Source organism: Nodosilinea nodulosa PCC 7104, from assembly GCF_000309385.1.
Lineage (GTDB): Bacteria > Cyanobacteriota > Cyanobacteriia > Phormidesmidales > Phormidesmidaceae > Nodosilinea > Nodosilinea nodulosa.
This window is the reverse complement of the sequence record NZ_JH976537.1, coordinates 4,946,950-4,960,694: the sequence shown is the minus strand read 5'-3', so window position 1 is coordinate 4,960,694 and position 13,745 is coordinate 4,946,950. Positions and strand designations below refer to the sequence as shown.

The following is a 13,745-nucleotide window of genomic DNA, read 5'->3' as shown; positions in this document are numbered from 1 at the left end:
AAACGATGAAAATGGCCGCTGGCTGCCGCAGCTTGCTGGTGGCCTCGCCATAGGAAATCAACCCAGTGCCCACCACGGCGGCCCCGATAAGCGGCAGCACCGGAATGAGCCAGGCGTACTGATAAAGCGTGTCTACAGCCCAAGAACATACCTCTGGCACATCAGTGCAGGGCAAAACCCGACTCTGCAAGATTGGCAATGCCCGCATGCGAAAAGCGCTGTATTTCCCGGCCATCGCCTTCCTGCGCCATGCCCGAGAACTTCACCCTTGGTGTGAGCGCCTAACGGCGGCGGGCAAAACCAAAATGGCGATTATCGGCGCTGCTATGCACAAGCTCATTCGTATCGTCTACGGCGTGTTGTCCTCAGGTCAACTCTACGATCCTGAAAAGCTGAAACCCCAAAAATCGGCCTTGGCTGTCCCTTGACGATCTCGGGCCAACACAGTATCTACGGCAACGTTTAATTAGGGCTACCTACCTAATTCTTGTTCGTTGAGTTCTGCTACCGTTGGGTAAGCCCATCGGCATTTACGCTTGTGCCAGCCGCAAGGGTTTTTAAGACTTTGAGGCGCAAAGCCATGTTAAATGCAGGAGTTCTCACCTTTCAAGAATTTGCCATGGGGGAGTCGCTGCCATTAGCCATCATTCAGGAAGCGGTGCTCGATTTTTTGCGTGACCGCGACGACGCTGTTCTGTTTGGGGCGCAGGCCGTCAATGCTTGGGTCGATGAACCCCGCATGACCCAGGATATCGACCTGCTTTCGCCGCGAGCGGTAGCCCTAGCTGAGGAAATTCGGCTGTGGCTAGCCGAACGCTTTCAGATTGCCGTTCGGGTGCGGGAAGTCAAAGCTGGCTTGGGGTATCGCGTCAATCAACTTCAAAAAACCGGCAATCGGCACCTGGTTGATATTCGCTCTGTAGACATGCTGCCCCCTTGCCAAAGAATTGAGCAAGTTTTAGTGGTTACCCCAGCGACGTTAGTTGCGCTGAAGGTAATCGCTTTCCAGCAGCGCCAGGGCAAACCCAAAGCGGGCACCGATTGGCGAGACATTGCCATGCTGCTGCTGGCGTTCCCTGACCTGAAAGCTCATCCTGGCCCCGTGACCCAACAGCTCATGGCCGAGAACGCTAAGCCAGAAATTTTGTCGGTTTGGCAGGATTTGGTCCGTCAAGACATTCAGCCCGTCGAAGCCGATGACGATTTCTAGGTCATCATCGCGTTCCCAATGGCCCCAAAGTCTAGAACCGCCGCGATCGCCTGGCCCCAAGCACAATACGGTTGAATGCAGGGCCGATCGCCATTTCCCTAGCGGCTGCCCTTCGGGTCGAGGGCGTCTCGCAGCCCGTCGCCCAGCAGATTAAACGCCAGCACGGTGAGGGTAATAAACAGGCCCGGAAACACGATTGTCCAGGGGGCGGTGAGCGAGTAGCCGCCCTTGAAGGCGTCGGAGAGCATGGTGCCCAGCTCGGGGGTGGGGGGCTGCGCGCCCAGGCCCAAAAACCCCAGGCCAGCGGCCTCCAGGGTAGAGGTGCCGATCGCCAGGGTGGACTGCACAATTAAAGGCGCCAGGCTGGCGGGCAAAATGTGCAGAAACACAATCCGGGGCGGCCTGGCCCCAAAGGCGCGCACGGTTTGAATAAACTCCTGCTCCCGCAGGGACAGCACCATGCTGCGGGTAAGGCGAATGAACTTGGGAATTTGCACAATGCCGACGGCCATCATCACGCTGACTACGCTGGGGCCGGTAACGGTGACGACGGCGATCGCCAGCAAGATCGACGGAAACGCCAGCATCACATCGGTGAGCCAGCCGATCACGGTCTCGATCCAGCCGCGAAAGTAGCCCGCCGCCAGCCCCAGGGCGACGCCAATCAGCAGGCCAATTAGCACCGCCACCAGGCCAATCACCAGCGACGTGCGCAGCCCGTACCAGACCTGGGTGAGAATGTCGCGGCCCAGGCCATCGGCCCCAAACCAGTGCTCCAGGCTGGGGCCTTGCAGCCGGGCCGCGTAGTCGCGATCGGTAGCCGGATCGTAGGGGTTGAGCACCGGGGCCAGCAGGGCCGCCAGCACTATAAACAGCGTCAGTCCCAGGCCGATGAGGCCCGAGGTGGACTCTAAAAAACGCTGCACGGCTCGATTCTTGAGCAGCCGAGCCTGGCGGGTTTGGGGAGAGGCGATCGCCATGGGTTCCTGGTGCTACTGGACTGCTACTGGGCGCTACTTGTACTGAATGCGGGGGTCTAAAAAGGCGTAGGAAAGATCCACAATTAAATTGACCAGCACAAAGACAAAGGCCACAAACACCACGCCCCCCTGCACCACCGGGTAGTCGCGCTGCAAAATGCCGCCGTAGATCCAGCTGCCGATGCCGGGCCAGGAGAAAATCGTCTCGGTCAAAATGGCCCCGCCCAAAAGGGTGCCAAACTCCAGCCCAATGATGGTGACCACCGGCAGCATGGCGTTTTTGAGGGCGTGCTTGCCAATCACCCAAAACTCCTTCAGCCCTTTGGAGCGAGCGGTGCGAATGTAGTCCTGGGAGAGCACCTCCAGCATGGCGCTGCGGGTGATGCGGGCTAAAATCGCCAGGGGAATGGTGCTGAGGGTCAGCGCGGGCAAAATCAGGTGGGAGAGCACATCCCCCAGCGCCTTGAAGTCGCCCTGAATCAGGGAATCGAGGAGAAAGAAGCCGGTGATGGGGGCAAAGCTGGCGTTGATGCCAATGCGGCCACTGGGGGGCAGCCACTGAAGGTTGACGGCAAACAGGTACACCAGCAGCAGCCCCAGCCAGTACACCGGCATCGAGACCCCCAGCAGCGAGCCGCCCATGGCCAGGTTGTCAACCAGGCTATTTTTGCGCACGGCGGCCACCACCCCGGCGGGAATGCCGATGACCAGGGCAATGGCCATGGCCACCACCGACAGCTCAAAGGTGGCGGGCCAGCGCTGGAGAATTTCCTTGGAGATCGGGACGCCGGTAAAAATGCTGGTGCCCAGGTCAAACCTGAGCAAGTTGCCCAAGAAGGTCAGGTACTGGAGCGGCAGCGGCTCGTTGAGGCCCATGCGCTCCCGCAGCTTTTCTACCGCATCGGGGGTGGCGCGATCGCCCAGCATGGTCACCGCCGGGTCGCCCGGAATCAGGTGCAAAAAGGCAAACACCAGCAGTGAAATGCCAAGCAGCACCGGCACCAGCTGCAAGAGCCGCCTGAGAATATATCGACCCATAGGACTTGCCTAGCTCTTTTCGACGGCGGTAAACGGCTCGGTGCTAAAGGGGCTGGGAGCCCAGCCGCTGATATTGGTGCGCTGGGAGAGCAGCGGCTGGGAATGCACGATGGGAATCCGCAGGGCTTCGTCAAAGATCAGGTCATCCACCTGTTTGTAGAGCTTTTCGCGCTCGGCCGGCTCGCTGGCCACGCGGGCCTGGTTGAGCAAGTCGAACAGCTGGGGGTTTTTGTAGTCGCCCAAATCTTGGGTAGAACCGGGGCCAAAGTGGGCGTACAAGAAGTTGTCTGGGTCGCCGTAGTCGCCGGTCCAGCCCAGCATGAAGGACTGGAAGCCAGGGGCGGTATTGCGGTCCTCCAGGTAGGCCCCCCAGTCTTTGGTTTGCAGGTTTACCTGGATGCCGATCTGGCTCAGTTCGGCGGCGAAGGCCTCGGCAATGGGCTTGGGGTTGGGAAAGTAGGGGCGGCTGACGGGCATGTACCACAGATCGAGGGTAAAGCCGTCGGGGTAGCCCGCCTCGGCGATCGCCTGCTTGGCCGCTGCGGCGTCGTATTTGTAGTCGCTCACGTCACCGCTGCTGTATTCCTTCAGCGAGGGCGGCACAAAGTGGCCGTCGGTTTCGCCCAGGTCGCCCCAGAAGGCTTTGACAATTTCGGGCTTATTGATCGCCTGGGCGATCGCCTGCCGCACTTCCTTCTTGGCCAGCGGCTCGTAGGAGGGGTTCAACGCCAGATAGCCGACGTTGAAGGAGGGCCGAAAAATTGCCTCCAGGTTGGCGTCTGACTTGATTTCAGGCAGCTGGTCGGGGGTTAGATCGACGGTGAAGTCGAGGGTGCCCGCCCGCAGCTGGGCCAGCCGCGCCGCCGGGTCTTCCACAAAGCTGATCACCAGCTCGTCGACCTTGGGCAGCCCCTCCTCCCAGTAGTCGGCAAATTTGGTAAAGGTGACGCGATCGCCGCTAATCCACTCCTTAAACACAAAAGGGCCGGTGCCCACCGCCGCCCCGGAGGGACTGCCGTAGCTGGCCCCGGCCTTCTGCATCGCCGTCGGGCTGCCGATGCCAAAGTAGGCCGAAGAAATCGCCGCCGGAAACGCCGCAAACGGCTCGGCAACTTTAAACTCCACGGTCAAATCGTCCACCGCCTGCACATCGACCAGGGTAGAGGCCTCATCGCCCTTGAAGCCGCCAAACAGGTCGGTCCAAATTTCGTAGAGGTTGCCCTCCGCCCGGTAGCCGTACTCAAAGTCCGGGTCCCACCAGCGATTGACGTTGAAAACCACCGCATCGGCGTTTAGATCGGTGCCATCGTGGAACGTGACGCCCTCGCGCAGCTTAAAGGTCCAGGTGAGGCCGTCCTCCGAAGCGCTCCATTCGGTGGCCAGCTCCGGCGCTAGCTCGGTGGTGCCGGGCTTGTTGCCAATCAGGTAGTTGTAAATCTGCTGCTGCACGTAGAGCGAGTTGCCGTCGGTAATGTTGCCTGGGGTCAGGCTGACCGGCTGACCGTTAGAGCCAAACACCAGCGCCCCCGTGGCGGCGGGCGCGGCGGCATCCCCCGCCGTGGGGGTGGAGGCCTGCTGAGAGGCACCGCCGCAGTTGGCCAGCGTCAGCGCCAGCGTCAGCGCCATAAATGCCAGAACGATGTGCCGCCAGTGCTGCCGAAAAAAACCTAGTTTGCCCATGATTGTTCGCTCACTCCTTTGCAAAATCAGCAGCAGCCGATTGATCGGCACTTTAGCAGGCCCGCCAAATCATTCTCTGAAACCTACATAAATCTTCTGCCAGCAAAGTGAGTAACCAGATACAAAACTGGCCAATTGCCTGTATTTGGCATCCTGAAACACACGGCTGTATAGCTGTGGCCAGTCTGGTTAAGACAGGTCTCCTAATAAACGTTCAAACGTTTGAACGTTCATGGGGTTTCTGGATGTTCTAACCAACGTGGCTATGGCTATACCTATGGGCAGGGAACGATGATTTAGGCCGGGTGGCGGGTGTTTTAGAGGCTCAGGTCGGCCTTTAAACCTGGACTCAGAGGCCGCTGAAAGGCCTCGAATTTAAGGAACGATCAGGCGACAAGCCGACTGAAAAATGGGCAAGCGGCCTCTTTAAATAGGCCCTAAGGGAGATTGACAAATTGGCGAATTGCTCTTGCAAATACCTTAATAAACTAATTTTTGCCGAGCATTTTTGCTGGACACAGCTGGCTGCACAGAGTTGCTTTAGTTTACGTTGCTACTGTGCCCCGGTTGCTTTGGTGCTAAGCTTCGGCATTGACAAATCTGAATTGGCAACCAGGCGGCAAGCACTTGCCGATTTAGAGGTCGTTTGAAAAGTGATCTGCTGTAGCTTTAGCCACCTGCTGATCCCCCATGCCCCCCTTGAAAAGGGTGGTAAAGGTCCCCCTTTTTATAGACGCTTGCGGCTTCCCGCAGGGTAGGGGGATTTAAGGGGGATCTCCACTTTCGCTACAAAAGATGGGTCTTTTCAAACATCCGCTTAGCCTTCCTTTGCCGTCAGAACCTCCCCGGCTTACACCAGCTATGCCTCTCCCTATTCTCGATGTTCGCGATCTATCGGTGACCTTCCCCACCAAGTCAGGGGCGGTTCAGGCGGTTAAGTCGGTATCCTTTTCCCTGCTGGCCGGGGAAACCCTGGGTCTGGTGGGGGAATCGGGTTCGGGGAAATCGGTCACCTCTCTGGCCTTAATTGGGCTGCTCGAACCCAGCGCCCAGCTCGCCGGGCAGGTTTTGTTCCGCGACCCCAGATTTCCAGAGTCTGAACCCGTCGATCTGCTCACGCTCACCCGCGACCAGCGGCGCCAGTATCGCGGCAAGCTCATTTCGATGATTTTTCAGGAGCCGCTGACCTCCCTCAACCCGGTGTTTACCTGCGGCAACCAGCTCACAGAAGCGCTGCGACTGCACCAAAACTTAGACGGCAAAGCCGCCACAGAGCGAGCCATCGCGCTGTTTGACGAGGTTAAACTGCCCGATCCAGAGCAAATTTTAGGGCGCTACCCCCACCAGCTCTCGGGCGGGCAGCAGCAGCGGGTGATGATTGCGATCGCCCTGGCCGGCAACCCTGCCCTGCTGATCGCCGACGAGCCCACCACCGCCCTGGATGTCACGATTCAGGCGGCCACCCTCGATCTGCTGCGGGATTTGCAGGCCTCGCGGAGCACCGCCATAGTCTTCATTACCCACGACATGGGGGTTGTCTCAGAGGTGGCCGATCGCGTGGCGGTCATGTACCAGGGCGAGCTGGTGGAGCTGGCCCCGGTCTACAACCTGTTTGCCGACCCCCAGCACCCCTACACCCAGGGGCTTTTGAACTGTCGGCCCCGGCCCCACAAGCAGCTGCGGCGGCTGCCCACGGTCAGCGACTTTATGGAGGTGCTCCCCGCCGAGGGTGGCGCCCCCGGCCAAATTGTCGCCAAGGTGCGCAGCGAGGCCGAAAAAGCCGAGCTGCTGGCCGAGGTCAGCCCCGAGGAGATTGCCCAGCACCGCCGGGTGCTGATGCAGCAGCCCCCCCTGCTGGTGGTGCAAAACTTGGTCAAGGCTTTTCCGGTGCGGCGGGGCTTTTTGGGCCAAAAAACCGAGTTCAGGGCCGTCGATGACGTCAGCTTTGAGGTGTATCCGGGGGAGACCCTGGGCCTGGTGGGGGAGTCGGGCTGCGGCAAGTCTACCCTCAGCCGCTGCCTCCTGCGGCTGATCGAACCCAGCGCTGGCAGCATTCAGTTTGACGGCCAGTCGGTCCTGGACCTGGACGCTGAAACCCTGCGCCGCCTCAGGCGGGAAATGCAGATTGTGTTTCAAAACCCCTACGGCTCCCTCGATGCCCGCCAAACCATTGGCGCGGCCATTGTAGAGCCGATGAAGATTCACGGTTTGGGCGGCGACGGTCACCAGCGCCAGGGGCGGGCGGCCCACCTGCTAGAGCGCGTCGGCCTCGACGCCAGCGCCCTCCGGCGCATGCCCCACGAATTTTCGGGCGGGCAGCGGCAGCGGATTTGCATTGCCCGCACCCTGGCCTGCGAGCCCAAGTTCATTATCTGCGATGAGTCGGTGTCGGCCCTCGATGTGTCGGTGCAGGCCCAGGTGCTAAACCTGCTGAAAGATCTCCAGCAGGAGTTCAACCTCACCTATATTTTCATCTCCCACGACCTCAGCGTGGTGAAGTTTGTCAGCGATCGCATCATGGTCATGAACCAGGGCCGCATTGAGGAAATTGGCCCCGCCGACGTGATTTACAACTCGCCCCAGCAGCCCTATACCCAGCAGTTGATTAAGGCCATTCCCGACGCTCAGCTCGACGATATTCGCCAGCGGCAAATGCTCCTGACCCAGGGCTAGTACTCTGAGGCGGAAGTTCAGGGGCTATTTCTGTAGGCTAGGGGCAGGGGAGCCAGGGAGCCAAGCGCGCCAAAACGGTGGAAATATTCAGCCTTCGAGTAGTGGGGGCAGGGATAAGGGGGCGCTTAGCCCTGCTTCAGGCGGTAGCGCTTTGGGGCTGGCCCCTGGGATTGCCCCTGGGACTGGCCGTCGCGGGGGGTGACGACCCAGCGATTGTTGCCGTTGAGGTAGTCGTAGATAGCCACCACCGCGATCGAGTTTTTCAGCGTTACGTAGAACGGCAGAAACAGGATGTGCTTGAGGTAGTAGGCCAGGGGGTAGGGCCTGGAGGCAATCTTGGCGGCGGCCAGAACCTGGTAAATGCCGCTAAAGAGAGACAGGCCGCCAGCGATTAAAAAATAGCGGTGCATCTGGCCCAGGGCCGCGCTGGGCACCAGAAAAGCCGCCAGCAGCACCGGCAAGAGCTGGAGAGAAATTAAAGCAAAGCCTTCGCAGTAGTAGAGCAGATAGGTCCAGTAGAATTTTTGCCAGGGGTTGAAGTAGGGCGATCGCCACAGCCGCCGCTGGTAGAGCAGCGACACCTCTAGCCAGCCGTGGGCCCAGCGCTTGCGCTGAAACCAGAAGGTCTTGAGCGAGGCGGGCGCTAGCTCGCTGGTCACAATGCTGCGATCGTGCAGAATGCGGTAGCCGTTGAGCAGCGATCGCAAAGACGCATCAATGTCCTCGGTCAGGCGGTTGGGGTTAAACCGAATGCGCTTGAGCACCTCGGTGCGCCAGTAGCCATTCGAGCCGCCAAAGATGCTGGAGTCGGTTAAAAAAGACTTGGCGGCGTGGCTGATGCCGTAGAGCTGCTCAAACTCGATCGCCACGGTCTGGGTCAGGAGATTTTCGCCGTGGTTGCGAATCACGTTGCGCCCCTGCACCACGTCATAGCCCTGGGCAATCCAGTGCCAGGCCCGCCGAAAGCAGTCGGCGGCGGGGTGGTGGTCGGCGTCGAGCACGCAGGCGATCTCGCCCGTGGCCATGTCGAGGGCCGCATTGATGTTTTCAGCCTTAGACCGGCTGGCCTCGACCCGCAGCAGCCGCAGCTCAGGATGCTCCCGGGCCAGCTTGTGCAGCTCGGCCTCAACCACCAGATCGGTGGGGGTGTTGTAGGCCAAAATAATCTCCAGCCCGGCCTCCGGTCGCTCTATGTGGGTGAGCAGGTGCCCCAGGGTTTCCACGATAATGCCTTGCTCGTTGGGCAGGTAGGCGGCCACTAAAAACGAGCAGCGCGGCACGGGTTCAATCGGGTAGGGGCACTCCGACCCCCGCACGCCCATCCAGGCCTTGACCTGGCTGCGGGTTTGCTCCGAGGGGCGGCTAGAGGGCCGGGGGTAGGTGGCAAAGCGGCGAAATAGGGCGTTGCTCGACTCGATGATAATCATCACCGCATTGAACAAAAAAAGCGTCAGCACCACCGCCTGGGGGCTAACCAAGGCCCATCCGCTGAGTAGCAGGCCGCCGTAAAAAACGGCGGGCAGGCCAATCAGCAGCACGTGCGTAAAAATAACCTTCTGAATTTCGGCAGACCACGTCTTGGCCACGGCGGGCAGCTCCTAGCTTGAAGTGACGGTTTCAACGGTTGGGTAGGGGCTGGGGCGGGCCTCCACCAGCCTGACGGTGGCGGCGCTAACCCACACCAGCTGCTGCCCTGCGGCAATCTGGCAGAGGTAGGTCTCGCCGTCGTCAAGCAGCGTTTCCACCTTGCGCACAATCCAGTCCTGGCTGCCCTGATAGCTGACCCGATCGCCCACTTCCGGCATGGGGGTAGCGCTCTGGGGAGCGGGGTTTTGGGTCAGCAGGTAGTCCAGGTCGCGCCACAGCTGGAGGGCGCTGCGCTGAATAAAGGGGCAGGCCGCATCGGCAATCAGGGCCAGGCCCAGGGTGCCCACCACCATCAGCGGCAGGGCAACCCAGTAGCGCCAGAGGCTCCCCTGCACCCACAGATTGATGGTGCGATCGACAACAAAATTGTGGAGCAGGAAGTAGCTGTAGGTGTGGGGACCCAGCCAGGCCATGGCCGCCGCCAGGGCGGGGACGCTGCCGAGCGATCGCAGCCCCACCCCCACCACCATGACCAGCCCCACCGGCAGCAGCAGGTCGCACACCACCCAGCCCGCCCGGTAAAACTGAGCCACAAAGCCCAGGGCATAGATCAGCAGCCCCACCCCCACCAGCCGCCGAGGCCGCCAGAACAGAAGCCCCTGGCGATTGCCGTAGGCCTCGGCCAGCACCATGCCCACCACAAAGGTGCTCAGCTTGGCCAAAAAGGGAACAAAGGGCAGCCAGTCATTGGGCGTATCGATCGTGGCGTAGGTGACATGGCCGCCAAAGTAGTAGACCGCCCCGTAACGGTAGAGCAGCGTGATCACCAGGCTGGCCAGCAGCAGGTTGCGCGCCCCCCACCGCACCAGCAGGTGCCACAGCAGCGGCGAGATCAGCGCAAAACTAATAATTAGAGCGATAAACCACCAGGGGCCGCTGGTGGGAAGCAAGAGCCTGCCGTCGAAATCAAACAGCAGCGGAAAGGTGGCCCCACCAAAGGTGTCCCACGGCGAGGGGCGGTAGCTGTCGGTGGCGACGCCAACCAGCCAGAGAACTGGATAGCTCAGCCAGGCCACGGTCCAGAAAGGCCAGAGAATTCGCAGCAGGCGACTCAGAATGAACTCGCCCGGCTGAATCGGGTAGGCCCTGCGGCGCAGCGACAGCACCAGCACAAACCCGGCCAGCAAAATAAACACATCCACCGCCTGAAACCCGAACCACACCGGCAGGGCAGCGGCCACGGCCAGGGGATTGTGGCCCAGCAGGGGGCTGGCCGTGGCGATCGCGGCCAGGTTGCTTCCCAGCCCGGTAGGCTCGGGGGCGTAGGCGTAGCCCGTGAACAACAGCTGAGCGTGATAGAGCAGAATACTTACTGCCGCCAATATCCGAATACCCTCCAGCCAGCTAAGCTGCCGCTTTGCGGACCGAGAATGCACAGAAGATGGTTGAGACATAAGCTAGCGATCTCAATGAATTTGATTCCGAAGAACTCCAAAACCCCACCGCTGCCCCAGGGGCTAAAGCAGGGAAACTATGAAACGCCATCGGGCCGCCGGGGCGCCAAAGAAATTGCGCGCCCCTGCCCTTAGAACCTGCCTTTAGACATAGAAGGCATAGACTCCACTGAGCCAGAACTAGCTGAATATTCTGCTCAGAATACAAGCAATAAAAGTTAAGCAAAATCAACCATAAGCAATATTTGTTTGGCCCTGAGCCTCTACCTCGACAGTTGCCATGCTGACGATTGGCCAAAGACTTTTGTTCCCCGGGGCCGCGCCGGGGCTGGCAAATAAGTCCAAACCGTATTTTTTCGGCATCCCTTCGGCACGCCATTGCATCTCAGCCCCCAGATCAGCTATGGGCCTTCTTTGGGCTAGAAAAGGCTGCTTTCTTCCCCAGGCCGGGGCCGCCGCTTACTATCTTTAGCCCAGGCTTTGCCCTGAAAACCGGGCCGTTAAAGGCCGCGCCCAGGAATTTGGGCTGCCTCTATGCGCCAACGGGCTTTGCCAATGCTTCCAATACTTCCAGTGCCCAATGCCCCCATTGACGGATAAGGGCCAGCCCCCTTTAAAGGCAGGATTGGGCTGAGAGCAGTTCTGAGAGCGATCCGATCCTAAGAGTCCTAAGAGCGATCGCAATCCAGAACCTTTTACTACCTATCACCAAGGAGAATTACCATGGCCCAAGCGCTTAACAATCGCCGGGTAGCCATCCTGGCCACCGATGGATTTGAGCAGGTTGAGCTAACCGATCCCAAACAGGCGCTGGAGCAAGCCGGTGCCCAGGTTCACGTCATCGCCCCCCACGGCGACTCCATTCAGGGCTGGAACCACCACGACAAAGGCGACAAAATTTCGGTCGATCGCACCCTCGACCAGGCCAACGCCAGCGACTACGACGCCCTGGTGCTGCCGGGCGGGCCGCTAAACCCCGACCAGCTGCGCACCAATACCCAGGCGGTGGAGTTTGTCAGAGCGTTTTTTGACGCCAGCAAGCCCGTGGCCTCAATCTGCCACGGCCCCTGGACCCTGATCGAAGCCGATGCGGTCAGGGGTCGCACCGTCACCTCCTGGCCCTCGCTGAAGACAGACCTCAGCAATGCCGGTGCCACCTGGGTCGATCGCGAAGTGGTGGTCGATCGCGGGTTGGTCACCAGCCGCAACCCCAAGGATCTGCCCGCCTTCAACAGCAAAATGGTGGAGGCCTTCTGCCAGGGCCAGCGGTCGGCTGAAGCGCAGCTCGTCTAATCGCCATCGCAGTCGTCTAGGAGGCAGCCGGGCTGGAGTAGCCTGAACCATCTACGGCTCCGGCTCCCCCTGGGGCTTAGCTCAAACGGGCTAAGCCCCTCTCTTTTGCCTCCCTTTTGAAAGAGGGCGACGGCAGCCCCGATACGTAAGCTGCTACATGAAGCTACGGAATTCACCCCATGGAAGCAGCGGTTTGTAAGACCCATGAGTTATTGGAGGGCGATCTGCGCCAGGTCCAGGTTGGAGAAACCGCTGTGCTGCTGGCGCGATCGGCGGATGGTTTCTACGCCCTGGGGGCGGTGTGCCCCCACGCGGGTGCCCCCCTGGCCAAGGGGCTGCTGCACGGCCAGCGCCTGGTCTGCCCCTGGCACATGGCCAGCTTTAACGTGCAAACCGGCCTTCAGTGCGAGCCGCCCGGCCTGGATAGCCTGAGCCTGTACCCCCTGCGGATAGAGGGCGACGATGTGGTTGTGGAGGTGCCAGAGCCATCGTCGCCGCATCGGCCCGCACCCATGGCCGCCTACGACCCCAGCGTCGATGGCCGCACCTTTGCGATTTTGGGGGCGGGCATTGCGGGCCAAACTGCGGCGGAAATGCTGCGCCAGGAGGGCTTTCAAGGGCGAATTATCATGATCACCGCCGAGGCCGAGAACCCCTACCGGCGCACGGCGTTGAGCAAGGGGTATCTCCAGGGCGATGGGGCCGGAACGCTGCCCGCGCTGCGTCCAGAGTCATTTTTTGAGCAGCACCACATTGAGATTTGGCGCGATCGCACCGTCACCGCCGTCAAACCCTACGAGCACAGCCTCACCTTCGACAATGGCGAGGAGCTAGCCTACGACCAGCTGCTGCTAGCTACGGGGGGCAAGGCCCGCCCCTTCAACGGGCCTGGGGCCGACCTTCAGAACGTATTTACCCTGCACCGGGCCGAAGACGCCGCCCACATTTTAGCGGCGGCCCAAATCGCCAGGCGAGCGGTGGTGGTAGGTGCCAGCTTTATTGCCATGGAAACGGCGGCCAGCCTGACCCAGGCGGGACTGGCGGTGACGGTGGTTTCGCCTACGGCGGTGCCCTTTGAAACCACCTTTGGGGCCGGGGTGGGCCGCCGCCTGCTGGCCCTGCACCAGGACAATGGCGTAGAGTTTTGCCTCAGCCGCCGGGTAACGGCCCTGGAGGGGGACGGCGCGGTGGCAGCCGCCGTGCTCGACAGCGGCGATCGCATTGAGACCGATCTGGTTATTGTGGGCATCGGCATCGATCCGGCCACCGACTTTTTGGCCGCCATGCCGCTGCACAGCGGCGACGGCAGCGTGCTGGTGGACGCTTACCTGAACGCCGTCGAGGGAGTGTACGCAGCGGGGGATGTGGCCCGCTACCCCGATTCGCGATCGGGCCGCGACGTGCGCATTGAGCACTGGCGGCTGGCGGCCCAGCACGGCCGGGTTGCGGCCTGCAACATGCTGGGGCAGCGGGTGCCGTTCCGGGGGGTGCCGTTCTTTTGGACCAAGCAGTTTTCGATCAATCTGCACTACGTGGGCCATGCCGATCGCTGGGATGACACCATCGTGCACGGCGACCTTGAGGCCGGAGATTTCCTGGTGTTTTACGTCGAATCTGACCAGATTTTGGCGGTGCTGGCCAACGGGTTTGCCGCCGAGCTGCTGGCGATCTCAGAGCTGATGCGCCTGGGCGAAATGCCCCCGGCCAGCACCCTCTCGACCCAGCCCGCCAACTGGGTGGCGATGCTTAAGCAGCCGGTGGCCGCCTATGCAGGGAATTGACATTGTACAGACCTGTCTATATATTTTAGACAGATGATTAGACAGGTCT

General features: G+C 60.7%; 9 protein-coding genes and 1 pseudogene. 5 read left to right on the top strand and 5 right to left on the bottom strand.

Annotation, left to right across the window (positions count from 1 at the left end):
- Positions 1-134: 134 nt before the first annotated feature.
- Together LEPTO7104_RS0122925 and LEPTO7104_RS0122920 are read left to right on the top strand one after the other, a co-directional pair.
- A pseudogene (locus LEPTO7104_RS0122925) lies at positions 135-428 on the top strand (transposase); the annotation flags it as partial.
- Between the two features lie 152 nt (positions 429-580).
- Positions 581-1,210 (top strand): nucleotidyl transferase AbiEii/AbiGii toxin family protein, encoded by a 630-nt coding sequence (locus tag LEPTO7104_RS0122920; RefSeq protein ID WP_017300929.1) that lies wholly within the window; start codon positions 581-583, stop codon positions 1,208-1,210.
- A 98-nt stretch (positions 1,211-1,308) separates the two neighbouring features.
- On the opposite strand, the gene LEPTO7104_RS0122915 is transcribed toward LEPTO7104_RS0122920, so the two are convergent.
- Genes LEPTO7104_RS0122915 through LEPTO7104_RS0122905 form a run of 3 tightly spaced genes read right to left on the bottom strand, consistent with a single transcriptional unit; the run spans position 1,309 to position 4,908 of the window.
- Positions 1,309-2,190: an ABC transporter permease gene (locus tag LEPTO7104_RS0122915; protein ID WP_017300928.1), complete on the bottom strand. Its 882-nt coding sequence runs from the start codon at positions 2,188-2,190 to the stop codon at positions 1,309-1,311.
- Positions 2,191-2,223: 33 nt separating this feature from the next.
- Positions 2,224-3,228: an ABC transporter permease gene (locus LEPTO7104_RS0122910; RefSeq protein WP_017300927.1), complete on the bottom strand. Its 1,005-nt coding sequence runs from the start codon at positions 3,226-3,228 to the stop codon at positions 2,224-2,226.
- A gap of 9 nt (positions 3,229-3,237) precedes the next feature.
- Complete coding sequence (locus LEPTO7104_RS0122905) at positions 3,238-4,908, bottom strand: ABC transporter substrate-binding protein (RefSeq protein ID WP_026072997.1); 1,671 nt, start codon at positions 4,906-4,908, stop codon at positions 3,238-3,240.
- Positions 4,909-5,769: 861 nt separating this feature from the next.
- Here LEPTO7104_RS0122905 and LEPTO7104_RS0122900 point away from each other — a divergent pair.
- Positions 5,770-7,581: an ABC transporter ATP-binding protein gene (locus LEPTO7104_RS0122900; RefSeq protein ID WP_017300925.1), complete on the top strand. Its 1,812-nt coding sequence runs from the start codon at positions 5,770-5,772 to the stop codon at positions 7,579-7,581.
- A gap of 125 nt (positions 7,582-7,706) precedes the next feature.
- Here the strand turns inward: LEPTO7104_RS0122900 and LEPTO7104_RS0122895 are convergent, their stop codons facing one another.
- Together LEPTO7104_RS0122895 and LEPTO7104_RS34965 are read right to left on the bottom strand one after the other, a co-directional pair.
- The gene (locus tag LEPTO7104_RS0122895) at positions 7,707-9,167 is read right to left on the bottom strand and encodes a glycosyltransferase family 2 protein (RefSeq protein WP_017300924.1); all 1,461 of its coding nucleotides are present in this window, start codon (positions 9,165-9,167) and stop codon (positions 7,707-7,709) included.
- A 12-nt stretch (positions 9,168-9,179) separates the two neighbouring features.
- Complete coding sequence (locus LEPTO7104_RS34965) at positions 9,180-10,622, bottom strand: acyltransferase family protein (protein ID WP_051158529.1); 1,443 nt, start codon at positions 10,620-10,622, stop codon at positions 9,180-9,182.
- 723 nt (positions 10,623-11,345) lie between these two features.
- Between LEPTO7104_RS34965 and LEPTO7104_RS0122875 the strand changes: the two genes are divergently transcribed.
- Together LEPTO7104_RS0122875 and LEPTO7104_RS0122870 are read left to right on the top strand one after the other, a co-directional pair.
- Entirely contained in the window at positions 11,346-11,915 is a 570-nt protein-coding gene (locus LEPTO7104_RS0122875; RefSeq protein ID WP_017300920.1) for a type 1 glutamine amidotransferase domain-containing protein, read from the top strand.
- A gap of 179 nt (positions 11,916-12,094) precedes the next feature.
- Positions 12,095-13,696, top strand: coding sequence for an FAD-dependent oxidoreductase (locus tag LEPTO7104_RS0122870; RefSeq protein ID WP_017300919.1), 1,602 nt, complete (start codon positions 12,095-12,097; stop codon positions 13,694-13,696).
- Positions 13,697-13,745 lie beyond the last annotated feature (49 nt).